The organism is Promicromonospora citrea (assembly GCF_013004695.1).
Lineage (GTDB): Bacteria > Actinomycetota > Actinomycetes > Actinomycetales > Cellulomonadaceae > Promicromonospora > Promicromonospora citrea.
The window spans coordinates 20,426-41,972 of record NZ_JABEMG010000007.1 but is presented as its reverse complement, the minus strand read 5'-3'; the positions used below and the strand labels follow the sequence as shown (position 1 = coordinate 41,972).

Below are 21,547 nucleotides of genomic sequence, written 5' to 3'. Positions count from 1 at the left end.
CATGGCCACCGTCGAGATCACCGACGCCACGTTCGAGAAGACCGTCACCGACAACGACATCGTGCTCGTGGACTTCTGGGCCACGTGGTGCCCGCCGTGCAAGATGTTCGGCCCCGTCTTCGAGAAGTCGTCGGACGAGAACACCGACATCGTCCACGCCAAGCTGGACACCGACGCCAACCCCGGCATCTCCGCCGCCGCGCAGGTCACCTCGATCCCGACGCTGATGGCCTTCCGCGAGGGCGTGCTGGTGTTCCGCCAGGCCGGCGCCCTGCCGCCCAAGGGCCTCGCCGAGGTCGTGGAGGCCGTCCGCGGCCTCGACATGGACCAGGTGCGCAAGGACCTCGAGGCGCAGAAGAACTGACGCCCGACACCACGAAGGCCGCCTCCCCCGGGGAGGCGGCCTTCGTGGTGTCCGGCACCTGGAGCGCGACGAGAGCCTCGTCGCGCTGGATCGTCAGGAGATCATCGAGGCAGCACGAGAGATCACGTCGAGCGGCGAGCTGGACCACGGGCAACGGGCTCAGATCAAGGCTGGTCCCACACCCCCTGAGCTCGCAACGCCTCACTCCGCCCGCGTCAGGTCCAGCACCGGCCAGTCGTCCAGGTCCGACCGCATGCGGCGGTCGTGCGTCGCGACGACGACGGCGCAGGGCGTCACCTGGAGCGCGCGCGTGAGCTCGTCCACGAGGTCGATGGACAGGTGGTTCGTCGGCTCGTCGAGCAGCAGCACGTGCGGCGCGTGCAGCAGCGCCCGCGCCAGCTCGAACCGGCGGCGCTGCCCGGCCGACAGCTCGGCGAGCGGCCGGTCCAGGTCCTCCTCGCTGAGCAGGCCGAGCCCCGCGACCGGGACCACGTAGTCGGGGTCGAGCTCGCCCGCGGAGAGCAGGCGCAGCGCCTCGTCCGCGTAGGTCTCGAACCCGGTCCGCAGCCGCGCCTTCCCGGTGATCGGCGCGCTCTCCTGCCCCACGACGCCGATCCGCGCCCCCGGGACGACCGTCCGCGTCCCCTGGTCGAGCGGCAGCGCGCCTGCGAGCGCCGCGAGCAGCGTCGACTTGCCCGTACCGTTGGGCCCCACCACGAGCAGCCTGCCCGACGGCGGCACGGCGACCCGGGTGCCGGGCAGGTCGAGCCGGGCGGCGCCGTCGTCCCCGACGCGGGGTGAGCGCACCTCGACCACGGGGTCGGCGGGGTCCCAGCCGGGTGACATGGCCGGGAGGTCGGGGAACCGGAGCTCGACGGGCGGTGTCGGCACCTCGATGGCCTCGGCCTCGAGCTTCTGGATCAGGCGGTCGGCGGCCTTGACGTGGATCCGGGCCCGCGTGGCGCGACGGTGCTTCTGCGAGCCCTTGGGCGGGCGCCACTCGTCGGAGAGTCCCTCGTACGAGGCGTCGAGCCGTTCCGCGAGCGCGGCGGCTCGCTTGCGCTCGGCCCGGTAGCGCTGGCGCCAGCGGTGCAGCGCCTGGTTCTTGGCGAACCGGTAGGCGAGGTAGCCGGGCTGCCCGTAGAGCACCGGTTTGCCGTCCCAGGAGGGGTCCAGGTCGAGGATGGCGGTGGCGGCGTCGTCGAGCAGCTCGCGGTCGTGCGTGACGAGCACGACGCCGCCGCGCCAGGCGACGAGCTCGCCGGTGAGGAACTCGATGGCGGAGTCGTCGAGGTGGTTGGTGGGCTCGTCGAGCAGGAGCAGGTCGGCGCGCTCGGCGAGGCGGCAGGCGAGCCGCACCCGGAACCGCTCCCCGACGCTGAGCTCGTCGAGCCGGCGGACGGGGTCGCGTGGCGCGCCGAGCCGGGTGAGGGCCACCTCGACGCGGCGGTCGGCGTCCCAGACCGCCAGGTGCTCGGCGGCGGCGAGCGTGCGCTCGAGGACGGCGAGGTCGCCGGTGCCGTGGTCGAACGCGGCGGCCGCGGCCTCGAGCTCGCCGGCGGCGGCGCGCAGGCCGTCGAGGGTCGCGGCGACGAGGTCGCCGATCGTCTGCCCGGGGGACGGGTGCAGCTCCTGCTCGACGAGGGCGACGCTCCCGTGCCGCCGGACCTCGCCCGCCTTCGGCGCAAGATCCCCGGCGAGCAGGTGCAGCAGCGTGGACTTGCCCGAGCCGTTCTCCCCCACGACGCCGAGCCGCGTGCCGTCGTTGACGGTGAAGGTCACGCCGGCCAGCACGTCCCGCCCGGGGTACGCGAAGGCAAGGTCCTGGGCGACGAGGTGCATCCCCCCAGCCTACGGGCCGGGCTCGACGGCTTGTCGTCGACCGAGGTCAGGAGCCGGCGCGGCACACAGGACTGGTGCGGACCGGCGCACCGGCGGTACGGTCCCGTCGCCGGCCCGATCGGTCCGGACACCACCACCCGAAGGCGGCTCCGTGACCGGTCCCAGTGCCCCGACGCCCGATCCGTCCGCCGTGCCCGATCGGGTCGCGTCCACCGAGACCTCCGCGGTCCACGAGGCGCGGCCCTCCTCGTGGACCACCGGCCCGTTCCCCCCGCTGTGGGCGGCGGTCATCGGCAGCCTCTTCGTCGTCGCGACCACAGGGATGGGTCTCGCGGTGACCTTCGTGGGCTCCGTCGTGTCGGCGATCGTGGCCCGCAGGCGGCCCTGGGTGTCCGCCACCGCCGTCGTGCTCGCGGTGTGGTCGGGAACGGGCGTCCTGCTCACCGGCCGCTTCTGACACACCACGTCCGGCACGACGACGCCGCGGGCACGCGGCGGGGGTTCACCCAGGGGCGGGTGCGCCGCGTGCCCACGGCGAGCTGGTCAGGCGGGGGTCACCTCCGTCCTGCGTTCCGCGGGGTACCGGATGTTCTCCACCATCTCCTGCACCTCGTGGGCGGGTGGTCTGGTCAGCAGCGACACGACGACGGTGACGACGAGGTTCACGACGGCGCCGATGGTGCCGATGCCCTCGGGGCTGATGCCGAGGACGTGGTCGTTCGCCGCGGTGCCGAACACCGGCAGGGTGTAGATCATGTACGTCGCCGTGAACACGAGGCCCGCGAGCATGCCGGACACCGCGCCTGCCGCGTTGGCCCGCTTCCAGAAGATGCCCAGCAGCAGGATCGGGAAGAAGGTCGACGCGGCGAGCCCGAAGGCGAAGGCGACCACCTGGGCCACGAACGCCGGCGGGTTGATGCCGAAGTAGATGGCGACCAGGACGGCCAGGCCCATCGCGATGCGGCTCACGAGCAGACGGCGCGACTCCGACGCGTGGTGGTCCACGTACCGGAAGTACAGGTCGTGCGACGCCGACGACGAGATGACGAGCAGCAGGCCCGCCGCCGTCGACATGGCCGCCGCGAGGCCGCCCGCCGCGACCAGGCCGATGATCGGAGCCGGCAGCCCCGCGATCTCCGGGCTGGCCAGCACCAGGATGTCGTTGTTGATGATCAGGTCGGCGCCCGACTCCGGGTTGTTGCTGATCGTGCTGATCGTCTGCACCCCGTCACCGACCGTGACCAGCCCGGTCGCCATCCAGTTCTGCACCCAGGACGGGAGGGCGTCCACCGCGGCGCCCTGCACGCCGGAGAGCAGGTTCAGCTTGGTGAACGCGCCCACGGCGGGAGCCGTCGTGTACAGCAGGCCGATGAAGATCAGCGCCCACAGGGCCGAGTAGCGCGCCCCGCGGACCGTCTTGGTCGTGTAGAACCGGATGATCACGTGCGGCAGGCCGGCGGTGCCGATCATGAGCGACATCGTCACGAGGAACACGTCGATCTGGGGTCGCGCCGTGAACGCCTCGGTGTAGACGGGCAGGCCGAACTCGGCGCCGATCCGGTTGAGCTCGGCCAGGATCTCGCCGAACGTGATCTGGGGTACCGGGAACCCGGTCATCGTCTGGGCCACGGCCCAGGCCGGGATGAGGTAGGCGACGATGAGCACCGTGTACTGGGCCACCTGGGTCCAGGTGATGCCCTTCATGCCGCCGAACACGGCGTAGGCGAAGATGACCGCCGCGGCGATGGCGACGCCCCACGCCTGCTCCACCTGCAGGAACCGGGAGAACACGATGCCGCCGCCGGACATCTGCCCCACCACGTAGGTGAAGGACACGATGATGGCCACGACGGCGGACACCGAGCGCACCGTCTCGGAGAACCGGTCGCCCACGAACTCCGGGACCGTGAACTTGCCCCACTTGCGCAGGTACGGCGCGAGCAGGAGCGCGAGCAGCACGTAGCCACCCGTCCAGCCCATGAGGTAGATGGAGCCGTCCGACCCGAGGAAGGCGATGAGGCCCGCCATCGAGATGAAGGACGCCGCCGACATCCAGTCCGCCGCGACGGCCGCGCCGTTCGCGACGGCGGGGATGTTCTGCTCGGCGACGAAGAAGCCCTTCGTCTCGCGGACCCGGCTGCGCCAGGCGATGACGATGTACAGCGCGAAGGACGCCGCGACGAAGATCAGCGCCCAGGTCTGGATGTCGCTCATGCGCGGCTCCCGTCCTCGTTGCGCTCGCTGACGCCGTACTCGTCGTCAAGCCGGTCCATGCGCAGGGCGTAGATGAGGATCAGCACGATGAACGTGTAGATCGACCCCTGCTGCGCGAACCAGAACCCCAGCGGGAAGCCGGCGATCACGATCTGGTTGAGCTGCTCGACGAAGAGGATGCCCGCGCCGAACGAGACCACGAACCAGACGACGAGCAGCGCCACCATGAGGCGCAGGTTCTTCTTCCAGTACTCCGTGCGCCAGCCGTTGTCCCGGCCGGCGGCCGGTACGGCGCCGTCGTCCGGCGGCGGCGCGGCGCCCCCCGGGCCCTCGTGGGTGTCGGCCATGTTCGACGCTCCTTTGCGTGTCGTGGTGCGGCCCGGCGGGAGCCCCAGCACGCGCCGGGCCGCTCTGTGGTGCGGGTCACAGATGCCCCCTGAGGCCGAGGAAACGGGCAGCGGGCCTGGTGGCGCAAGGCCCGACCGGGCGGACGGCGGACGCGACCCCGCGAGCGGTCGATCGGGGCGGCGAGCGGAGTCCGCCAACTTCACCCGACCGCTCGCGGTGGCGTTCCGACCGTTCGCGGGGCGGGCCCGGCCGTCCGTCAGGACGGGGAGGTGAGAGCCCTCCCCCGCGGGCCGCGCCGGCCCTACGATCGGCCCATGGCCTCGACGTCGAGCACCTCCGGCACCGCCGTGCGCCGCCGTGTCACGCACCCCGGCAGCCTGGCGATGATCGTCGGCGGGCTCTGCGTGTTCGTCGGGTCGGTCCTGCCGTGGATCAGCACGCCGCTGGGCGACATCCCCGGCCACGCGAGCTACCTCGGCTGGGCCACCATGGCCGCTGCCCCTCTCGCGTTCGCCGGGGCGGTCCTGCCGTTCCGGCGCGTCGCGATCGTGCACTGCCTCGTCGTCGCGCTCCCTGCCGTCGTCGCGGGCGGCATCTACCTCGCCCAGGTCGTCCAGCTCACCGTGGTCGCGGGGGCCTTCCCCACGGCGTGGCCCGGCATGGGGCTGGTCATGATCCTCGGCGGCGCGGTGATCCTGCTGCGCACGGCGTGGCGCCTGCGCCACGCCGCGGAACGACGGCCCTGACTACCCTCCTGACATGGAGTTCGACGACGGGGTCGACGAGCACGACACCCCGGCCGAGGTCGACGCGGCGTTCCGCACCCTGCGCCGCGTCGCGATCACCCACGTCGTCCTCTTCCTCGCCGCCCTCATGGGCGTGCCCGCCCTGTCCCTCACCCTCGGCTGGTGGTCGGACGGCCGGCTCGCCGGCGGCATGAGCCCGGGCTTCGCCATGGCCGCGTTCGGGCTCTACGCGTTCTTCCTCGTCATCGGCCTGGCCGCCGCGTCGCTCTCCTCCGCGGTCGAGGCACGCATGCTCGGGGGCAGGCACGTCGACGACGCCGACGGCTTCCCCCCGGAGGAGGACCGCCCGTGACCGTCACCAGCGCGGGCACGCTGGCCGCCCTCATCGCCCTCGTCGCGCTGATGACGCTCGTCGTGCGTCCGCGCGGCTCCTCGACCGTGGACTTCTACCTGGCCGGGCAGCGGGTCGGCGTCGCGACGAACGCCCTGGCCATCTGCGGGGACTACTTCTCCGCCGCGTCGTTCCTCGGCGTCGCGGCCGCCGTCTACGTCTCGGGGCTCGACGGCGTCTGGTACGCCGTCGGGTTCGCCGCGGGGTTCGTGCCCGTGCTGCTCTTCGTGGCGGCGCCCCTGCGCCGGTTCGGCGAGTTCTCGATCCCGGACTTCCTCGGCCGCCGGCTCGCGTCGGAACGGGTGCGGCTGGTCGCCGTCGGCGTGGTGCAGATCGTCATCCTCTCCTACCTCATCCCCCAGGCCGTCGGCAGCGGCATCACCTGGCAGCTCCTGGTCGGGCGCGGGCTGCCCGGCCTGTCCGCCTACGAGACGGGCGTCGTGCTGTCGACGGCCGTCGTGGCGGGCCTCGTCGCGTTCGGCGGGATGCGCGGCACCACCTGGACGCAGGCGATCCAGTTCCTCCTGCTGCTCGGCGCGCTGGTCTGGCTCGCCGTCGCCGTGGCGGGCTCGGGCTTCCACTACTCCTCCGCCGTCGCCGAGCTGTCCGCCGAGCCGCTGGCCAACCCCGCGCCGGGCGACGCCGGGTGGTACCTGCGGCCCGAGGACAACCAGATCGACCCCGGCGCACCCGCCCTGTTCGGTCAGCCCGGCGCCGCCTACGGCCCGCTGGCCCAGTTCGCCCTCATCCTCACGCTCGTGCTCGGCACCGCGGGGCTGCCGCACGTGATGAACCGCTACTTCACCAGCCCGACGGGCACGGCGGCCCGCATGACGACGGTGTGGGTGATCGGCCTGGCCGGCCTGTTCTACGCGCTGGCCGTCATGCTCGGCACGGCCGCGCGGCAGCAGATCGCCGCCGCCGTCGACGACCACCCGTGGCTCGAGGAACTGACGGTCGACGGCGTGCTGCTCGTCCCCGAGCACGCCCTGCCCGTCCTGGGGCGGATCTACGGCGGGGACTCGGGGCTCGCCGTCGTCGCGGCGGGCGCGCTGGTCGCGGTGATGTCGACGATCGCGGGCCTCCTGCTCGCGGCGGCGGCGTCCTGGGGCCACGACGTGTACGAGCGGCACATCAACCCCCGCGCCACCGAGACCCAGGCGGTGTGGGCCGGCCGGGCGAGCACCGCGTTCGTGGCCGTCGCCGCGGGTGCGCTGGCCATCGCCATGGAGCCGCGTGAGCTCACCCCGGCGGTGCCGTCCATCGTCGCCGCGATGGTGACGTGGGCGTTCGCGATCGCGGGCTCCGCGCTGACCCCCGTCTTCGTCCTCGCGATCTGGTGGCGCGGGACGACGGCGGCGGGCGCCACCGCGGGCATGACCGTCGGCGGGCTCGTCTCGGTGAGCATGTTCGTGCTCGGCGCCCTGCCGGTGGGACCCGGGCTCGGCGAGACGCTGATGACCCCGACGCTCGTCGCCGCGCCCCTCGCCGCCCTCGTGACCTGGTTGGTCTCCCGCCGCACCGCGCCGCCCGACGACGTCGAGCGACAGTGGCTCGTGCTGCACGGCACCGCCGCCGACCGGCACGCCGAACGCCTCGCGCGGCTGACCCTCGCGAGCCTCCAGCAGCCCACGCGGCGCCGCTCCGGCCGCACCGCCCGACGCCGGGAGGGGCGCGATGCGCACGGGTAGCCTGCTGCTCGCCGCGACGATCTGCGGCACCTGGGCCGTGGTGTATCTGGTGACCCAGGTCGTCGTGTCGCCGCCGCTCGGGGTGGGCACCACCGTGGTGGCGGGCACCGCGGCGTCGGTGCTCCTCGTGCTCGGCTACCCCTCCGCGCTGCGGGGCCCGCGCGCGCCGCTGGCGCGGTGGCGGCGGCTGAGGGGGCGCGCCGTCGGCTCCCGGCCGGCGGGCGATCACGCCGAGGGCCGAGGCGTCGAGCGCTCGCGCCGGCGCATCGTGGCAGGTCACCGGATGCCGCTGCGCTCGGGCCTCACGGCCGACGCCGCCCGCCGCACCGCCACGCTGCTGCGCCCGCTGCTCGGGGGCGACGCCGTCGTCATCACCGACCGGGAGCTCAACCTGGCGTTCGTCGGCCCGGGGTCCGACCACCACGAGGCCGGCGGGCGGGTGCGGGCCGCCGCGGTGCGCAGCTCGATCGACAAGGGCCGCACGGTCGTCACCCGCCGCGCGTCCGCGATGGGCTGCGACGTGCCCGGCTGCCCGCTGCGCAGCGCCGTCGTCGTGCCGCTCGTCGTGGGCGAGCGCGTGGTGGGGACCATCGGCGTGTTCCGTACGCACGACGAGCCCGCCCCGCGCGACCAGGTCGAGGACATGGCGAGCATCCTGTCGCTGCACCTCGAGCTCGCCGAGGCCGACCGCGAGCGCAAGCTCGCCGCGGACGCGCGCCTGGACGCCCTGCGCGCCCAGATCAACCCGCACTTCCTGTTCAACATCCTCAACACCATCGCGTCCAAGTCGCGCACCGACCCGGACGAGGCGCGGCAGCTCCTGCTGCGCCTGTCCGACTTCTTCCGGTACGCGGTGCGGCAGGAAGGGCAGCTCGCGGAGTTCGCGCAGGAGTACTTCTTCGTGCGCACGTACCTGTCGCTCGAGCAGGCCCGGTTCGGGGACCGGCTGCGCGTGCGGTACGACGTCGACCCGCAGGTGCTCACGGCGCACGTGCCGGTGCTGACGATCCAGCCGCTGGTCGAGAACGCCGTCAAGCACGGGCTCGCGACCAAGGTCCAGGGCGGCACCGTCACCCTGAGAGCACGGGTGGACCCGCTGACCCGCACGACGACGATCCGCGTGACCGACGACGGCGTCGGCATGGCCGGCGACGTGCTCGACCGGCTGGGCACCCCGCTCGTGGCGCGGGCCCCCGACGGGTCCCACGGCGAGGCGGGGGCGCGCGGCGGCGTCGGCCTGCAGAACATCTCCGAGCGGCTGACCACGCTGTTCGGCGAGAGGTTCACCCTGGACATCCAGTCGACGGAGGGCGAGGGCACGGTCGTGGAGGTGCGTGTCCCGCTACGCTGAGGCGCATGCGCCCCCGCGCCCTGATCGTCGACGACGAGGCACCGGCCCGGGCTGAGCTGCGCTTCCTGCTGGAGGAGCTCGGGCAGGTGCAGGTGGTCGGCGAGGCGGCCAACGGCGAGGAGGCCCTGCTGCTCCTGCGCTCGCTGCCCTACGACCTCGTGCTGCTCGACATCCGCATGCCGGGCGGGAGCGGGCTGGAGGTGGCCGCGGCCCTGCGGGACCTGCCGAACCCGCCCAGGGTCATCTTCACGACGGCCTACCCCGACCACGCCGTCGAGGCCTTCGACCTCGCCGCCGCCGACTACCTGGTCAAGCCGTTCGACGCCGCCCGCCTCGCCCGCGCGCTCGAGCGGGCGCTGGAGCACGCCGACGACGCGGCGTCGCCGTCCGCGGCCCCGTCGAGCGGCGGGCCCGCACGGCGCGGCGAGGAGCCCGAGCCGCTGGCCCGCGTGCCCGTGCAGCGCGACGGACGCACGGTGCTCGTCGACCAGTCCGCGATCGTGTACGCGAGCGCCGCACGCGGCTACTCGTCCCTCAAGCTCGCCGACGAACGGCTCCTGGTGACGTTCTCCCTCAACGAGCTGGAACGCCGCCTGCGCGGGCACTTCTTCCGCGTGCACCGGTCGTACCTGGTCAACCTCGACCACGTGCGCGAGCTCGTGCCGGACTTCAAGGGTGCGCTCGTGCTGGTGATGAACGACCGGCAGCGCAGCCGCGTCGAGGTCTCCCGGCGGCAGGCGCGCGAGCTGCGCCGCCGACTGGGGGTCTGAGCGAGCGGTTAGGCTCGCTCGCGTGAGCACCACTCCCCCTGCTGTGCGTCCCGTGTGGCCCGCCGCGGTGGCCGACGGCGTCGCCGTCCTCGCCTTCACCGCGATCGGGATCGCGTCCCACGACGGGGACCTGCTGCAGGCGTTCGGGCGCGTCGTCTGGCCGTTCGCCGCGGCGGCCCTGCTCGGCTGGCTGGTGGCGCGCGCGTGGCGCGACCCGGCGCGGGTGTGGCCGGTCGGCGTCGTGGTGTGGGCCGTGACGGTGCTGGGCGGCCTGGCGCTGCGTGGCCTGTCCGGCGGGGGCCTGGCCTGGACGTTCGCCCTGGTGACGGCCGCGTTCCTGGCCCTGACGATGCTCGGCTGGCGCGCGCTGGCGACCTTCCTGCGCCGCCGACCCTGACCGGCTCCGGCGTCGCCGCTCCTGCGTCGCCGCCGATCGCCTTTCAACCCGACGTTACTCGCCTTTGCGGCCCGTCAAAGCCAAGAAACGTCGGGTCGAAAAGCGATCGACGTCGGGGCGCGGGGCGGGGCGGACGGGGCGGACGGGCAGCTCAGGCCGGTCGGACCGCCGAAGATGACCCGGCGGTCAGGTTGCCGGGGCCGTCAGCGTGGCGAGGATCGCCGGGGCCAGCGCGCGGAACGCCCTGCCCCGGTGCGAGATCGCGTTCTTCTCCTCCGGGGAGAGCTCGGCGGCCGTGCGGTCGCCGTCCTCGTCGACCACCAGGATCGGGTCGTAGCCGAACCCGTTGGTGCCGCGCGGCGCCGTCGCGAGCACACCGCGCATCTCGCCGAGCCGCACCTCCTCGTGCCCGTCCGGGGTCACGAGGGCCGCGGCGCACACGAAGCCGGCCTGACGGTGCTCCGGGCGCACGTCGGCGAGCTGGCCGAGCAGCAGCTCGAGGTTGGCGACGTCGTCGCCGTGCCGCCCCGCCCAGCGCGCGGAGAAGATGCCGGGCGCGCCGCCCAGCACGTCGACGGCGAGGCCCGAGTCGTCGGCGACGGCGGGCAGGCCGGTCGCGGCGCAGACCGCGCGCGCCTTGATGAGCGCGTTCTCGGCGAACGTCACGCCGTTCTCCACGGGCTCCGGCGCCCCGACCTCGCCCGAGGTGACGAGGCCGCCGTCCGGCAGGACGAGGCCGGCGGCGCCGAGGATGGCTCGCAGCTCCCCGACCTTCTTGAGGTTGTGCGTCGCGAGGACGATCCGGGCGGCAGGCGGCACGGTCGAGGAGGTCATGTCCCGATCATGCCAGCCGCCACCCGCCCCGCTCACGCCGGGACCAGCGCGGAGTCGGGCGCCCCGGCGACGGCACCCGCGCCGACACCGGCACCGGAACCGGCACCGGCACCGGAACCGGCATCAGGACCCGAACCGTCCCGGTAGAACCGGCTCATCGCCCGGTACTGCCTGCTGCCCAGCGCGAGCGCCATGAGGCCGCCGCCGAGCAGGTTGTTGAGCAGCGTGAAGCCGATGAGCGCCCACATGCCGGGGATCTGGCCGACCAGCCGCAGCGTGCCGCGCAGGTCGACCCGCCTCGGCTCGCCCGCGGCGGCGGCCTCGGCGAGGACGTCCGGCAGGGTCAGGTGGCGCAGGTGCACGACGGCGGCGCCCAGCACGACGACCGCCACCACCAGCACGCCGAGCATCCCGCTCGAGGCGACGAGCAGGCCGCTGATCACGGAGGTGACGAGGTGGGAGATGCCCGACGTCGTCCCCACGAGACCGTTGGCCCGGTCGCGCCGCGCCTCGTCGAAGAGGGCGGTGACGACGGTGGTCATCGCGATGCCCCGGAGGTTGCCCACCATGACTCCCGCCATGACGAGCAGCACGAGGCCCCACAGGCGCGGGCTCGACCCCTGCGTCCACGCCGTGGAGGGCGAGGTGAGGTAGAGCGCGAGCGCCGCGACGTAGCAGGCCAGCGACGCGGCCGCGGACGCCTGCAGCACGGTCTTCGTGCGGTGGTGGTCGACGAGCGAGCCGAACCACACGCCCGTCGAGACCATCGCGACCAGGAAGATGCCCGAGATGACACCGGCCGCGAAGACCGATCCCGTCTCCAGGTACACCCAGAAGGTGACCGCGAACCAGACGGTGAAGTTGACCACCGAGGCGAGGCTCACGTTCACGAGGAGGTGCGCGAAGGTGCGCACCTCGGGGTCCTGCAGGCGCAGCGTCGCCACGCCGTCCGACGCCGCGGGCGTCTCGTTCGTGCTCATCTCCGGCTCCTCGCGCTCCCGGGTCCCTTGTGGACCCTGTCCCCGAGTCACTACGATCTTCGTAGTGACCTTGCCGGGCTGACGACGCGGACCGGGAGAACTCATCGGTCGGCAGGACGGAGACGTGATGAAGCGGGCGAGCGGGCGGTCGACGTGCCCGGTGAGCTTCGGCCTCGAGGCCTTCGGCGACCGGTGGTCGCTGCTCGTGGTGCGCGACATCGTGTACTTCGGCAAGCACACGTTCAACGAGTTCCTGGCCTCGGACGAGGCCATCTCCCCCAGCGTCCTGTCCGCCCGGCTCGACGGGCTCGTCGGTGCGGGCCTCGTCCGCCGGTCCCCCGACCCCGCCGACGGGCGCCGCGTGCGCTACGACCTCACCGAGCGCGGGCTCGGGCTGATCCCCGTGCTCGTCGAGGTCGCCGAGTGGGGTGCGACGCACGACCCGGCCACGGGCGCGCCGGCGGACTGGATCGCGCTGGTGCGGGAGAACAAGGCGGAGATGGTGCGGCGGTACACCGAGACGGTCCGGCGGGGCGGCGCGGTGTTCGTGGGCGAGGACAGCGTCGTCGCCCAGGTCGCGGCCGACCCGCCGGGTGCGCTCAGAGCTCCCGCGCGAGCGCTTCCTGCTGGATCCGCGTGAGCTCGGTCGTGCCCTGCAGGGCGAGGTCGAGCAGCGCGTCGAGCTCGGCACGGTCGAAGGGCGCGTGCTCGGCGGTGCCCTGCACCTCGACGAACTTCCCGCTGCCGGTCACCACCACGTTCATGTCGGTCTCGGCGCGCACGTCCTCGACGTACGGCAGGTCGAGCATGGGCGTGCCGTCGATGATGCCCACCGACACGGCGGCCACCGAGTCGGACAGCACCTGCTTGCCGCCGGTCACGTGACCGTGCCTGCGGCCCCAGGCGATCGCGTCCGCGAGCGCGACGTAGGCGCCGGTGATCGCCGCGGTGCGCGTGCCGCCGTCGGCCTGCAGCACGTCGCAGTCCAGCACGATCGAGTTCTCGCCCAGCGCGCTCATGTCGACGACGGCGCGCAGCGACCGGCCGATGAGCCGCGAGATCTCGTGCGTGCGCCCGCCGATCTTGCCCTTGACGGACTCGCGCGGGCTGCGCTCGTTCGTGGCCCGCGGGAGCATCGCGTACTCGGCGGTGACCCAGCCCTCGCCGGAGCCCTTGCGCCAGCGCGGCACGCCCTCGGTGAACGACGCGACGCACAGCACGCGCGTGCGGCCGAACTCCACGAGGACGGACCCCTCGGCCTCGTCGAGCCACCCGCGGGTGACGGTCACGGGGCGGAGCTGGTCGGTGGCACGGCCGTCGGCGCGCACGGCAGCGCCGGTGGAGTCGCTGGTGGAGGTCATGCGCCCACCCTATCGACCCGGCGAGTCGCGCTCCGCCGCGACCTTCTGACCTGCTCAGACGTGGTGCGCGTCACGCGTGGTGCGCCTCACGGGGCGCGGTGGGAGCACCGTGGGATCGCTAGGCTTCACCCGTGAACGACGCGCCCATCGGGATCTTCGACTCCGGCCTCGGCGGCCTCACGGTCGCGCGCGCCATCCTCGACCAGCTCCCCAACGAGCAGGTCCGCTACCTCGGCGACACGGTGAACAGCCCGTACGGGCCCAAGCCGCTCGCCGCGGTGCGTGCGATGGCGCTCGACGCCCTCGACCGGCTCGTGGCCGACGGCGTGAAGATGCTGGTGATCGCCTGCAACACGGCGTCGTCGGCGATGTACCGGGACGCGCGCGAGCGCTACACGCAGCGGCACGGCATCCCCGTCGTCGAGGTCATCCTGCCCGCGGCGCGCGCCGCGGTGACGGCGACCCGCACGGGCCGCATCGGCGTCATCGGCACGCGCACCACCATCCGGTCGCGCGCCTACGACGACGCGTTCCACGTGACCCCCGGCCTGACCATCACGAGCCAGGCCTGCCCGGAGTTCGTGCGCTTCGTCGAGGAGGGCCGCACGTCCGGTCCCGAGGTGCAGAAGTTCGCGCACGAGTACCTCGACCCGGTCCGCGCGGCCGGCGTCGACACGCTCGTCCTCGGCTGCACGCACTACCCGCTGCTCGCCGGCGCCATCTCGTACGTCATGGGCGACGACGTCACGCTGGTCTCGTCGGCCGACGAGACGGCGAAGGACGTGTACCGCACGCTCGTCGAGCACGACCTCGAGCGCTCCGCCGACGCGGGCGAGCCCGTGCACCGCTTCCTGACGACCGGCGACCCCGCCCCCTTCGGGCAGCTCGCCAGCAGGTTCCTCGGCCCCGAGGTGTCCCTCGTGGAGGCCGTCTGATGCGCCTGCTCCCCGTCGGGGTCTCCGGGTCGTTCCCGGGCCCCGAGACGCCCGCGTCGTCCTACCTGGTCCAGGTCACCGCGGCGGAGGCCGCCGCGGCCGGCCACGAGGCCCGCGACTGGAACGTGCTGCTCGACCTCGGCAACGGCGCGTTCGGCGCCCTGCAGAAGCACCTCGACCCGCTGACGCTCGACGCCGTGTCGATCTCGCACCTGCACCCCGACCACTGCGCCGACCTCGCGGGCCTGTACGTCTACCTGCGCTACCACCCCGAGCGCGGCTCGCTGCGCGACGGCGGCCGCGGCGCCCCGCTGCCCGTCTACGGGCCGTCGACCGCCGAGGGGCACGTCGCCCAGGCGTACGGGCTGAGCGAGGGCGAGTCGATGTGCCACGACCTCGAGTTCCTCTCCTGGCCCGAGCACCCGAAGGTGCAGGTGGGCCCGCTGGTGCTCGAGCCGCACCGGGTCTTCCACCCGGTCGAGACGTACGGCGTGCGGGTGACGGGCCCGTCGGCCGCCGGCGGCACGGCGACGCTCGCCTACACGGGCGACACCGACGCGTGCGAGTCGGTCGTCGAGCTCGCGCGCGACGTCGACCTGCTGCTCAGCGAGGCCGCGTTCGTCGAGGGCAGGGACGACGTCGTCGAGCGCGGCATCCACCTCACGGGCCGGCGCGCGGGCGAGCTCGCCACCGAGGCCGGGGCGCGGCGCCTCCTGCTCACGCACCTGCCGGTGTGGAACGACCCCGCGGTGTCGCTGGCCGAGGCGCGCGGCTCCTACGCGGGCCCCGTCGACCTCGCGCGGTCGGGCACGGTCTACGAGGTCTGACCGCGCGGCCCGGCCAGGTCGGACCGGCCAGGTCAGCTCAGCCAGGTCAGGTCAGCGGACGGCGGCCGCGCAGCTCCGCGAGCATGACGTCCATGAGCGTCTCCTGGGCGTAGCCCGCCGCCACGAACACGCCCGACCAGAAGCGGCGGGCCGCGCGGCCGTCGGTGGCCACGGGGATCTCGCGGCCGGCCTGGCGGTCCCACATGATCTCGTCGGTCAGCTGCGTGACCTGCTCGTCCGTGCGCAGGCCCAGCCGCTCGGCGATGACCAGCCGCACGTCGGTGAGCGCGCCCGCGAACCGCTCGGCGTCCTCGCGCGGCACCCGCACGGGCGGCGGCGCACCGTGCCGGCCGAGCGTCGACGGGGCGTCGTCGCCCGTCGGCAGGTCGAGCAGCGCGGCGAGCGCCTCGAGGCGCTCGACCTTGGCGCGCGCGACGTCGTTCTGCGTGAGGCGGCGGAACTCGTCGGCCAGGTCCTCGTCGTCCTTGCTGGCGGTCGGCAGCAGGCGCTGCGCGGCCGGGTCGGTGGGCAGGCGGCTCACGCCCGTCACGCCCGTGAGCCGCGCGAGGTCGGCGTCGGTGAGCTCGTCGGGCGCCAGCAGGCCGTTCGCCCACGTCTGCCCCTTGCCCGGACCGGGGTGCGCGGACGGGCCCGGCGCGCCGGTGTCGTCGAGCAGGTCGAGGCCCGCCTCCTCGCGGAGCATGTCCGCGACGTCGCGGGCCACGCGGGCCAGGATGACGCGCTCCACCGGCTCGAACCTGGCCTCGTAACCCCGCCGCATGGCGCGGAACGGTGTCATGCGACTCCCCGTGCGCCGGACTCCTGCAACGTCGCCCACAGCCCGAAGCCGTGCATCGCCTGGACGTCCATCTCCATGCGCTCGCGCCCTCCGCTCGACACGACGGCGCGCCCGTCCCGGTGCACCTGCGTCATGAGGCGCTCGGCCTTGTGCCGCGGATAGCCGAAGTAGCTCTCGAACACGTACGTCACGTACGACATGAGGTTCACCGGGTCGTTCCAGACGATCGTCACCCAGGGATCGGCAACCCCCGACGCGAGGTCAGCGTCGGTGTCCTCCTCGACGGCCGTCCCGGCTGACCCCAGGGGTGTGAGCAGCGGCGGAGGGGAAGAAGTCACGCCCTCACTCTAGGCGGTCATCACCCGGGACCGGACACCCCTGGGCAGAATTTTCGCGAAGTTGTCGCCGGGCTGTGACCTGCGCTCCGCGCCTCTCCGGGTACGGGTTCCCCGGACGTCACCAGGACGTCACCAGGAGGCGTCGAGGCGCAGATCGACCGTCGGGATGGCGGGGTCGCCCGCCGACAGCCTGCGGGCCCCGCGCGGCAGCTCCGCGCGCACCATGCCGTGGTTGATCGCCGCGTTGGCCACCCCGTACGGGCCCACCCAGCGCGAGTCGACGGCGCCGTCCACCACCATCGGCGCGAGCAGGGGCCGCAGGTCGTCGCTCTGCGGCGTCCACTCCGCGACGGCCGTGTCCGGGCCGGTCACCATGACCTCCTCGATCGCGTGCCCGTCGCGGCCGTACCGGCGCGCCGCGGCCTTGCGGCCGCCCCGCGAGGCCTTGTTGGCCGACGCCTTGGCCACCGGCTGCAGCACGCCGGACGAGTCGGCCCGCGCCACGAGCTTGTAGACCATGCCGCACGTGGGCGCCCCCGAGCCGGTCACCACCGAGGTGCCGACGCCGTACACGTCCACCGGGGCGGCGGCGAGCGAGGCGATCGCGTACTCGTCGAGGTCGGAGGTCACCACGATCCGGGTGTCCCGCGCGCCGAGCTCGTCGAGCTGCTGGCGCACCTCGTGCGCCAGGACGGCGAGGTCGCCCGAGTCGAGGCGCACCGCGCCCAGGCCGGTGCCCGCCACCTCGACGGCCGTCGCGACGCCCTGCTTGACGTCGTAGGTGTCCACCAGCAGCGTGGTGCCAGGGCCGAGCGCGGCGACCTGTGAGGCGAACGCGTCGCGCTCGGTGTCGTGCAGCAGCGTGAACGAGTGCGCCGCGGTGCCGATCGTGTCCAGGCCGTACCGCATGCCCGCCTCGAGGTTCGACGTGCCGGCGAACCCGCCGATGACCGCCGCGCGCGCCGCGGCGACCGACGCCTGCTCGTTCGCCCGGCGCGAGCCCATCTCCAGCACGGGCCGCTTGCCCGCCGCGCTCGTCATGCGGGACGCCGCGGAGGCGACCGCCGAGTCGTAGTTGAGGATCGACAGGATCAGCGTCTCCAGCAGCACCGACTCGGCGAACGTGCCCTCGACCTGCAGCACGGGCGAGCCGGGGAAGAACACCTCGCCCTCGGCGTACCCCTGGATCGTCCCCGTGAACCGGTAGTCGGCCAGGTAGTCGAGCGTGCGCCGGTCCACGACCCCGTTCTCCTCGAGGTAGGCCAGCTCGGCGTCCTCGAAGACGAAGTGTGGCAGCGCTTCCAGGACACGACCTGTGCCCGCCAGCACGCCGTACCGCCGGCCCGCGGGCAGCCGGCGCGTGAACACCTCGAACACGCAGTGCCGGTGCGCCGTGCCGTCCGCGAGCGACGCCTGGAGCATCGTCAGCTCGTACCGGTCGGTCAGGAGCGCGACAGAGGGACGCACCGCCGGAAGGGGTGCTGCGGGAAGGGGCCGAGGCTCGCCGACACCGTTGTCGATCGCAGGCCACGAGTCTGTGAGCGGGGCGCCGCTGCCCCGAAGCTCGTCGGTCATGCCCTCACGGTAGGCCAGAGAGGCGGCCCGAGTCGTGCGAACGGGCCCGTGGCGCCCTCTTGTCTCACCATGCGGATCGTGGCGCTCGCCACTGTCCCTCCCCTGCTCCTCCGGTCCTGCCCGGCCACGTCCGCGCGCTACTTCTGCCCGACGAACCAGCGGCGCACCTGCGCCACCCGCGCCTCGAGCTGGTCGGCCGTCGCCAGAGGCACCTCCGGCCCGCCGCACGTGCGGCGCAGCTGGGTGTGGATCACGCCGTGCGGCTGCCCGCTGCGCTTGGCCCACGCCGAGACGAGCTTCGACAGCTCCTTGCGCAGCTCGGCGGCGCGCCGGTGCTCCTGCTCCGACCGCTCGGCCTCCACCTCGCGCGCCGACGCGGCGGTGCCGCGCGCCTTGAGATGGTCCGCCTGCCGCTGGCGGAGGAGGGTCGCCACCTGGTCCGGCTCCAGCAGGCCGGGCAACCCCAGGAAGTCCAGCTCCTCCGCCGAGCCGACGTCGGCGCCCGCGCCGAACTCTCCGCCGTCGAACAGCACGCGGTCGAACGACGCCTGGGCGTCCAGCGCCTGGAACGAGCCCAGCAGCTCGCCCGACGCCTTCTCCTCCCGGTTCGCCTCGGCGACCAGCGCCGCCTCCGGGTCGTACTCGATGCCCTGCTCCTCGGCCGTGCGCGGACGGTCCAGCGCGTGGTCGCGCTCCTGCTCCATCGAGTTCGCGAGGTTCAGCAGCGGGGCGACGCTCGGCAGGAAGATCGAGGCCGTCTCGCCCCGCTTGCGGGCCCGCACGAACCGGCCGATCGCCTGCGCGAAGAACAGCGGCGTCGACGCGCTCGTCGCGTACACGCCGACGGCGAGGCGCGGCACGTCCACGCCCTCCGACACCATGCGCACGGCGACCATCCAGCGGTCGTCGTTCTGGGCGAACTCCTCGATGCGCCCCGAGGCCCCCTCGTCGTCCGAGAGCACCACGGTGGGCCGCCTGCCCGTGATCTCGTGCAGGTGCGCCGCGTACGCGCGCGCGTTGTCCTGGTCGGTCGCGATGACCAGGCCACCCGCGTCCGGCACCGTGCGGCGCACCTCGGTGAGGCGCTTGTCCGCCGCGGCGAGCACCGACGGGATCCACTGGCCCTCCGGGTCGAGCGCCGTGCGCCACGCCTGGCCGGTCATGTCCTTGGTCATGGCCTCGCCCAGGCGCGCGCTCACCTCGTCGCCCGCCTTGGTGCGCCAGCGCATGTCGCCCGCGTACGACAGGAAGAGGACGGGACGCACGACGTGGTCGCGCAGCGCCTCGCCGTACCCGTAGGTGTAGTCGGCCTTCGAGCGGCGGATGCCCTCGGCGTCGGCCTCGTACTGGACGAACGGGATGGCCGACGTGTCGCTGCGGAACGGGGTGCCGGTGAGCGCGAGCCGCCGCTCGGCGCCCTCGAACGCCTCACGGACGGCGTCACCCCAGCTCAGGGCGTCCCCGCCGTGATGCACCTCGTCGAGGATGACGAGCGTGCGCGCCGCCTCGGTCCGCGCCCTGTGCAGCGCCGGCTTGGCGGCCACCTGCGCGTACGTCAGCGCGACGCCGTCGTAGTGCGAGCCGTGCCGGCCCTGCGAGTTCTTGAACTTCGGGTCGATGCGGATACCCACGCGTGCCGCGGCGTCGGCCCACTGGGTCTTGAGGTGCTCCGTCGGCGCGACGACCGTGACGCGGCGGACCACCCCGAGCTCCAGGAGCTCGGTGGCGATGCGGAGGGCGAACGTCGTCTTGCCCGCACCCGGCGTCGCGACCGCGAGGAAGTCCTTCGGGCTGCGCTCGCGGTACAGTTCCAGCGCCTCGGCCTGCCAGGCGCGCAGGCTCGACGCCGTACCCCAGGGGGCACGGCGGGGGAAGGCAGGGCTGAGCGACGATGCGGCCGCAGACGACGGTGTGTGGGGCAGCTGCTGCGGCTGGCTCGTCACTTTCCGGAGTCGCCCTCGCCGCCGTCCTGCGGGTCACGGAGACCGTCGTAGATCTCCTTGCACCGGGGGCAGACCGGGAACTTGCCCGGGTCCCTGCCCGGGACCCAGACCTTGCCGCACAGCGCGATCACGGGCTTGCCGCTCAGGGCGGACTCCATGATCTTCTCCTTGCGCACGTAGTGCGCGAAGCGCTCGTGGTCCCCGGGCTGCGCCTCCTCCCGGGTCTCCTCGCGCTCGAGGACGCTCGTACCACCCTGCGTACGGGGGTCGTCCTGCGGTGTGGAGAGTGGTTCGGTCATGCCGGAGAGTCTACGCGGGACCTCTGACGTCGCGGGCTGCCCACGGGCTCGGCGCGGAGATTTCCTTGCGGCCGTGTCGGTGGGCACCGCTATAACTGACCCATGTCACGTCCCCGCCTCGAGAGGAGCCCCGTCCTGCCCGACGACCTGCCCGTCCCCGAGTCGCCCACCGCCCTGGCCGACCCGCCGCGCGACCTGCCCGCCCCCGACCTGCCCGCGCCCGAGTGGCCCGACTTCGGCGACCACGACGAGTGCGCGCGCCGCGCCGTCGCCGCCGTCGCCGCGATGCTCGGCCGCCCCGTCCCCGAGCGCCCGCGCGAGCCGCGGTCGTCGGGCGAGTGGCTGGGCCGCCGGTGGGAGGTCGACGAGAGCGCGCTCGTCAACGTGTCGCGCGACATGTCGCGCACGCTCCAGCGCCTGCACGGCTACGCCCTCCAGCGGTGGATCGACCGGCACCCGGACGCCGTCGACGTGTTCGGTCCGGGCGGCGCCCCGCAGCGGGCGGCGCTGGACCTCGGCGACGGCACGTCGGTGAGCGTCCCCGCCGTCGCGACGGTGCTGTTCCCCGCGGGCTCGGCGTACGACACGCCGGTGGCCGTCGAGCTGGCCTACCGCTACGGGACGCCGACCGTCACGGCGTTCACGCCGCCGGGCGGCCTCGCGCTCGCCGAGCGGGTGCTGACCGACCTGACCCGCACGCTCGAGGTGGACCACCCGTATCGCGGCGGGGTCCTCTCGGCGCGGTCGTCGACCGGCTCCGTCGAGCTGGTGCCCGTGTCGCACACCCCGCAGGCCCGCGCGGACGTCGTGCTGCCCGGCGAGCTGTGGCGCGAGGTCGACCTGTTCTGCTCGAGCGTGACCACCCGCAGGGACGCGCTCAAGGCGCTGGGGCACACCACCTCGCGCGGTCTGCTCCTGGCCGGCCGGCCGGGCGTGGGCAAGACGAAGCTGTCGCGCGTGATCGCGACGGAGCTGGCCGGGCCGCTCACGGTCGTGCTCGTCACCGCGGAGGTGCTGCGCACGTGGATGACCGAGCTCTACGACGAGATCCGGGGCCTCGGCCCGTGCCTCGTGGTGCTCGAGGAGATCGACTCCGTCGCGGCGAAGGGCGCGCGGGGCGACACGTCGTTCGCCGAGTTCCTCGACGCGCTCGACGGCACGCGCAGCTCCGACGACGTGCTGACGCTCGCCACGACCAACGACCCCGACGCGCTCGACCCCGCGGTCAAGCGCCCGGGCCGGTTCGACACGATCGTCGAGGTGCCGCCACCGGACCTCGCGGGCCGCAGCGAGATCCTGCGGCTGTTCCTGCCGCCGGGCGCACCCGTCGACGTCGGGCTCGTCGCCTCGTTCCTGGACGGGGCGACGGGCGCCGACCTGCGCGAGGTGGCCCGCCGCGCGATCCTCGAGCACGGCCCCGACGACCTGACGACCGAGCGGGTCGCCGACGTGGCGACGTCGGGCCGCTGGAAGCCGGCGCCCGTGGCGGGCAACTACCTCTGAGCGCCCGCCACGGGCGCGGTCCGCGTGTCCCTGCCGACC

23 protein-coding genes are annotated in these 21,547 nt (G+C 73.7%); 12 read left to right on the top strand and 11 right to left on the bottom strand.

What is annotated here, in order from left to right:
* Position 1: 1 nt before the first annotated feature.
* Positions 2-364, top strand: a complete 363-nt coding sequence (gene trxA / locus HLB15_RS02870) for a thioredoxin (RefSeq protein ID WP_171103513.1) — start codon at positions 2-4, stop codon at positions 362-364.
* A gap of 201 nt (positions 365-565) precedes the next feature.
* Here the strand turns inward: trxA and HLB15_RS02865 are convergent, their stop codons facing one another.
* The gene (locus tag HLB15_RS02865) at positions 566-2,206 is read right to left on the bottom strand and encodes an ABC-F family ATP-binding cassette domain-containing protein (RefSeq protein WP_171103510.1); all 1,641 of its coding nucleotides are present in this window, start codon (positions 2,204-2,206) and stop codon (positions 566-568) included.
* Positions 2,207-2,357: 151 nt separating this feature from the next.
* Here HLB15_RS02865 and HLB15_RS02860 point away from each other — a divergent pair, with 151 nt between their 5' ends.
* The gene (locus tag HLB15_RS02860; RefSeq protein WP_171103508.1) at positions 2,358-2,663 is read left to right on the top strand and encodes a hypothetical protein; all 306 of its coding nucleotides are present in this window, start codon (positions 2,358-2,360) and stop codon (positions 2,661-2,663) included.
* 86 nt (positions 2,664-2,749) lie between these two features.
* Here the strand turns inward: HLB15_RS02860 and HLB15_RS02855 are convergent, their stop codons facing one another.
* Both HLB15_RS02855 and HLB15_RS02850 read right to left on the bottom strand, forming a co-directional pair.
* Positions 2,750-4,420, bottom strand: coding sequence for a sodium:solute symporter family protein (locus HLB15_RS02855; protein WP_171103506.1), 1,671 nt, complete (start codon positions 4,418-4,420; stop codon positions 2,750-2,752).
* Entirely contained in the window at positions 4,417-4,767 is a 351-nt protein-coding gene (locus tag HLB15_RS02850; protein WP_171103505.1) for a DUF4212 domain-containing protein, read from the bottom strand. The genes HLB15_RS02855 and HLB15_RS02850 overlap by 4 nt, the downstream gene beginning before the upstream one ends.
* 315 nt (positions 4,768-5,082) lie before the next feature.
* Between HLB15_RS02850 and HLB15_RS02845 the strand changes: the two genes are divergently transcribed.
* Genes HLB15_RS02845 through HLB15_RS02820 form a run of 6 tightly spaced genes read left to right on the top strand, consistent with a single transcriptional unit; the run spans position 5,083 to position 10,114 of the window.
* Entirely contained in the window at positions 5,083-5,514 is a 432-nt protein-coding gene (locus HLB15_RS02845) for a hypothetical protein (protein WP_171103503.1), read from the top strand.
* Between the two features lie 13 nt (positions 5,515-5,527).
* Positions 5,528-5,866: a hypothetical protein gene (locus HLB15_RS02840; RefSeq protein WP_171103501.1), complete on the top strand. Its 339-nt coding sequence runs from the start codon at positions 5,528-5,530 to the stop codon at positions 5,864-5,866.
* Positions 5,863-7,596 (top strand): sodium/solute symporter, encoded by a 1,734-nt coding sequence (locus HLB15_RS02835; RefSeq protein ID WP_229785340.1) that lies wholly within the window; start codon positions 5,863-5,865, stop codon positions 7,594-7,596. The genes HLB15_RS02840 and HLB15_RS02835 overlap by 4 nt, the downstream gene beginning before the upstream one ends.
* Positions 7,583-8,947: a histidine kinase gene (locus HLB15_RS02830; RefSeq protein WP_171103499.1), complete on the top strand. Its 1,365-nt coding sequence runs from the start codon at positions 7,583-7,585 to the stop codon at positions 8,945-8,947. The genes HLB15_RS02835 and HLB15_RS02830 overlap by 14 nt, the downstream gene beginning before the upstream one ends.
* Positions 8,948-8,952: 5 nt before the next feature.
* Complete coding sequence (locus tag HLB15_RS02825; RefSeq protein WP_171103497.1) at positions 8,953-9,717, top strand: LytR/AlgR family response regulator transcription factor; 765 nt, start codon at positions 8,953-8,955, stop codon at positions 9,715-9,717.
* Between the two features lie 22 nt (positions 9,718-9,739).
* The gene (locus HLB15_RS02820) at positions 9,740-10,114 is read left to right on the top strand and encodes a DUF3054 domain-containing protein (protein WP_229785338.1); all 375 of its coding nucleotides are present in this window, start codon (positions 9,740-9,742) and stop codon (positions 10,112-10,114) included.
* Between the two features lie 186 nt (positions 10,115-10,300).
* Here the strand turns inward: HLB15_RS02820 and rdgB are convergent, their stop codons facing one another.
* Both rdgB and HLB15_RS02810 read right to left on the bottom strand, forming a co-directional pair.
* Positions 10,301-10,948: an RdgB/HAM1 family non-canonical purine NTP pyrophosphatase gene (gene rdgB / locus HLB15_RS02815; RefSeq protein ID WP_171103495.1), complete on the bottom strand. Its 648-nt coding sequence runs from the start codon at positions 10,946-10,948 to the stop codon at positions 10,301-10,303.
* A gap of 32 nt (positions 10,949-10,980) precedes the next feature.
* Entirely contained in the window at positions 10,981-11,928 is a 948-nt protein-coding gene (locus HLB15_RS02810) for an MFS transporter (RefSeq protein WP_171103492.1), read from the bottom strand.
* 127 nt (positions 11,929-12,055) lie between these two features.
* Between HLB15_RS02810 and HLB15_RS02805 the strand changes: the two genes are divergently transcribed.
* Positions 12,056-12,568: a winged helix-turn-helix transcriptional regulator gene (locus HLB15_RS02805; protein ID WP_171103490.1), complete on the top strand. Its 513-nt coding sequence runs from the start codon at positions 12,056-12,058 to the stop codon at positions 12,566-12,568.
* Here the strand turns inward: HLB15_RS02805 and rph are convergent.
* The gene (rph, locus tag HLB15_RS02800; RefSeq protein WP_212759428.1) at positions 12,528-13,289 is read right to left on the bottom strand and encodes a ribonuclease PH; all 762 of its coding nucleotides are present in this window, start codon (positions 13,287-13,289) and stop codon (positions 12,528-12,530) included. The two genes, HLB15_RS02805 and rph, sit on opposite strands and share 41 nt — an antisense overlap.
* Before the next feature lie 131 nt (positions 13,290-13,420).
* Between rph and murI the strand changes: the two genes are divergently transcribed.
* The gene (gene murI, locus HLB15_RS02795; protein WP_171103488.1) at positions 13,421-14,224 is read left to right on the top strand and encodes a glutamate racemase; all 804 of its coding nucleotides are present in this window, start codon (positions 13,421-13,423) and stop codon (positions 14,222-14,224) included.
* Positions 14,224-15,051 carry an MBL fold metallo-hydrolase gene (locus HLB15_RS02790; protein WP_171103486.1) on the top strand — a complete coding sequence of 276 codons (828 nt, stop codon included), beginning with the start codon at positions 14,224-14,226 and terminating at the stop codon, positions 15,049-15,051. Before murI ends, HLB15_RS02790 begins: the two co-directional genes overlap by 1 nt.
* A gap of 46 nt (positions 15,052-15,097) precedes the next feature.
* Here HLB15_RS02790 and HLB15_RS02785 read toward each other — a convergent pair whose 3' ends face one another.
* From HLB15_RS02785 to HLB15_RS02765, 5 genes are all read right to left on the bottom strand, one after another.
* Positions 15,098-15,850 (bottom strand): DUF2017 family protein, encoded by a 753-nt coding sequence (locus HLB15_RS02785; RefSeq protein WP_171103483.1) that lies wholly within the window; start codon positions 15,848-15,850, stop codon positions 15,098-15,100.
* The gene (gene clpS, locus HLB15_RS02780) at positions 15,847-16,155 is read right to left on the bottom strand and encodes an ATP-dependent Clp protease adapter ClpS (protein ID WP_171103558.1); all 309 of its coding nucleotides are present in this window, start codon (positions 16,153-16,155) and stop codon (positions 15,847-15,849) included. The genes HLB15_RS02785 and clpS overlap by 4 nt, the downstream gene beginning before the upstream one ends.
* Positions 16,156-16,317: 162 nt before the next feature.
* On the bottom strand, positions 16,318-17,763 hold the full coding sequence (locus HLB15_RS02775; protein WP_171103481.1) for a nicotinate phosphoribosyltransferase: 1,446 nt from the start codon (positions 17,761-17,763) through the stop codon (positions 16,318-16,320).
* Positions 17,764-17,900: 137 nt separating this feature from the next.
* Complete coding sequence (locus HLB15_RS02770) at positions 17,901-19,706, bottom strand: DEAD/DEAH box helicase (protein WP_171103478.1); 1,806 nt, start codon at positions 19,704-19,706, stop codon at positions 17,901-17,903.
* A complete protein-coding gene (locus tag HLB15_RS02765; RefSeq protein ID WP_171103476.1) occupies positions 19,703-20,005 on the bottom strand; it encodes a DUF3039 domain-containing protein in 303 nt (100 codons plus the stop codon). The genes HLB15_RS02770 and HLB15_RS02765 overlap by 4 nt, the downstream gene beginning before the upstream one ends.
* A 102-nt stretch (positions 20,006-20,107) precedes the next feature.
* Here HLB15_RS02765 and HLB15_RS02760 point away from each other — a divergent pair, with 102 nt between their 5' ends.
* Entirely contained in the window at positions 20,108-21,508 is a 1,401-nt protein-coding gene (locus HLB15_RS02760) for an AAA family ATPase (protein ID WP_171103473.1), read from the top strand.
* Positions 21,509-21,547: the final 39 nt, after the last annotated feature.

Excerpts from the sequence above, each read along its gene's own strand:
- trxA (WP_171103513.1), top strand. The coding sequence starts at position 2 with ATGGCCACCGTCGAGATCACCGACGCCACGTTCGAGAAGACCGTCACC.
- HLB15_RS02865 (WP_171103510.1), bottom strand. The coding sequence starts at position 2,206 with ATGCACCTCGTCGCCCAGGACCTTGCCTTCGCGTACCCCGGGCGGGAC.
- HLB15_RS02855 (WP_171103506.1), bottom strand. The coding sequence starts at position 4,420 with ATGAGCGACATCCAGACCTGGGCGCTGATCTTCGTCGCGGCGTCCTTC.
- HLB15_RS02850 (WP_171103505.1), bottom strand. The coding sequence starts at position 4,767 with ATGGCCGACACCCACGAGGGCCCGGGGGGCGCCGCGCCGCCGCCGGAC.
- HLB15_RS02845 (WP_171103503.1), top strand. The coding sequence starts at position 5,083 with ATGGCCTCGACGTCGAGCACCTCCGGCACCGCCGTGCGCCGCCGTGTC.
- HLB15_RS02840 (WP_171103501.1), top strand. The coding sequence starts at position 5,528 with ATGGAGTTCGACGACGGGGTCGACGAGCACGACACCCCGGCCGAGGTC.
- HLB15_RS02830 (WP_171103499.1), top strand. The coding sequence starts at position 7,583 with ATGCGCACGGGTAGCCTGCTGCTCGCCGCGACGATCTGCGGCACCTGG.
- HLB15_RS02825 (WP_171103497.1), top strand. The coding sequence starts at position 8,953 with ATGCGCCCCCGCGCCCTGATCGTCGACGACGAGGCACCGGCCCGGGCT.
- rdgB (WP_171103495.1), bottom strand. The coding sequence starts at position 10,948 with ATGACCTCCTCGACCGTGCCGCCTGCCGCCCGGATCGTCCTCGCGACG.
- HLB15_RS02810 (WP_171103492.1), bottom strand. The coding sequence starts at position 11,928 with ATGAGCACGAACGAGACGCCCGCGGCGTCGGACGGCGTGGCGACGCTG.
- HLB15_RS02805 (WP_171103490.1), top strand. The coding sequence starts at position 12,056 with ATGAAGCGGGCGAGCGGGCGGTCGACGTGCCCGGTGAGCTTCGGCCTC.
- rph (WP_212759428.1), bottom strand. The coding sequence starts at position 13,289 with ATGACCTCCACCAGCGACTCCACCGGCGCTGCCGTGCGCGCCGACGGC.
- HLB15_RS02790 (WP_171103486.1), top strand. The coding sequence starts at position 14,224 with ATGCGCCTGCTCCCCGTCGGGGTCTCCGGGTCGTTCCCGGGCCCCGAG.
- HLB15_RS02785 (WP_171103483.1), bottom strand. The coding sequence starts at position 15,850 with ATGACACCGTTCCGCGCCATGCGGCGGGGTTACGAGGCCAGGTTCGAG.
- HLB15_RS02775 (WP_171103481.1), bottom strand. The coding sequence starts at position 17,763 with ATGACCGACGAGCTTCGGGGCAGCGGCGCCCCGCTCACAGACTCGTGG.
- HLB15_RS02765 (WP_171103476.1), bottom strand. The coding sequence starts at position 20,005 with ATGACCGAACCACTCTCCACACCGCAGGACGACCCCCGTACGCAGGGT.
- HLB15_RS02760 (WP_171103473.1), top strand. The coding sequence starts at position 20,108 with ATGTCACGTCCCCGCCTCGAGAGGAGCCCCGTCCTGCCCGACGACCTG.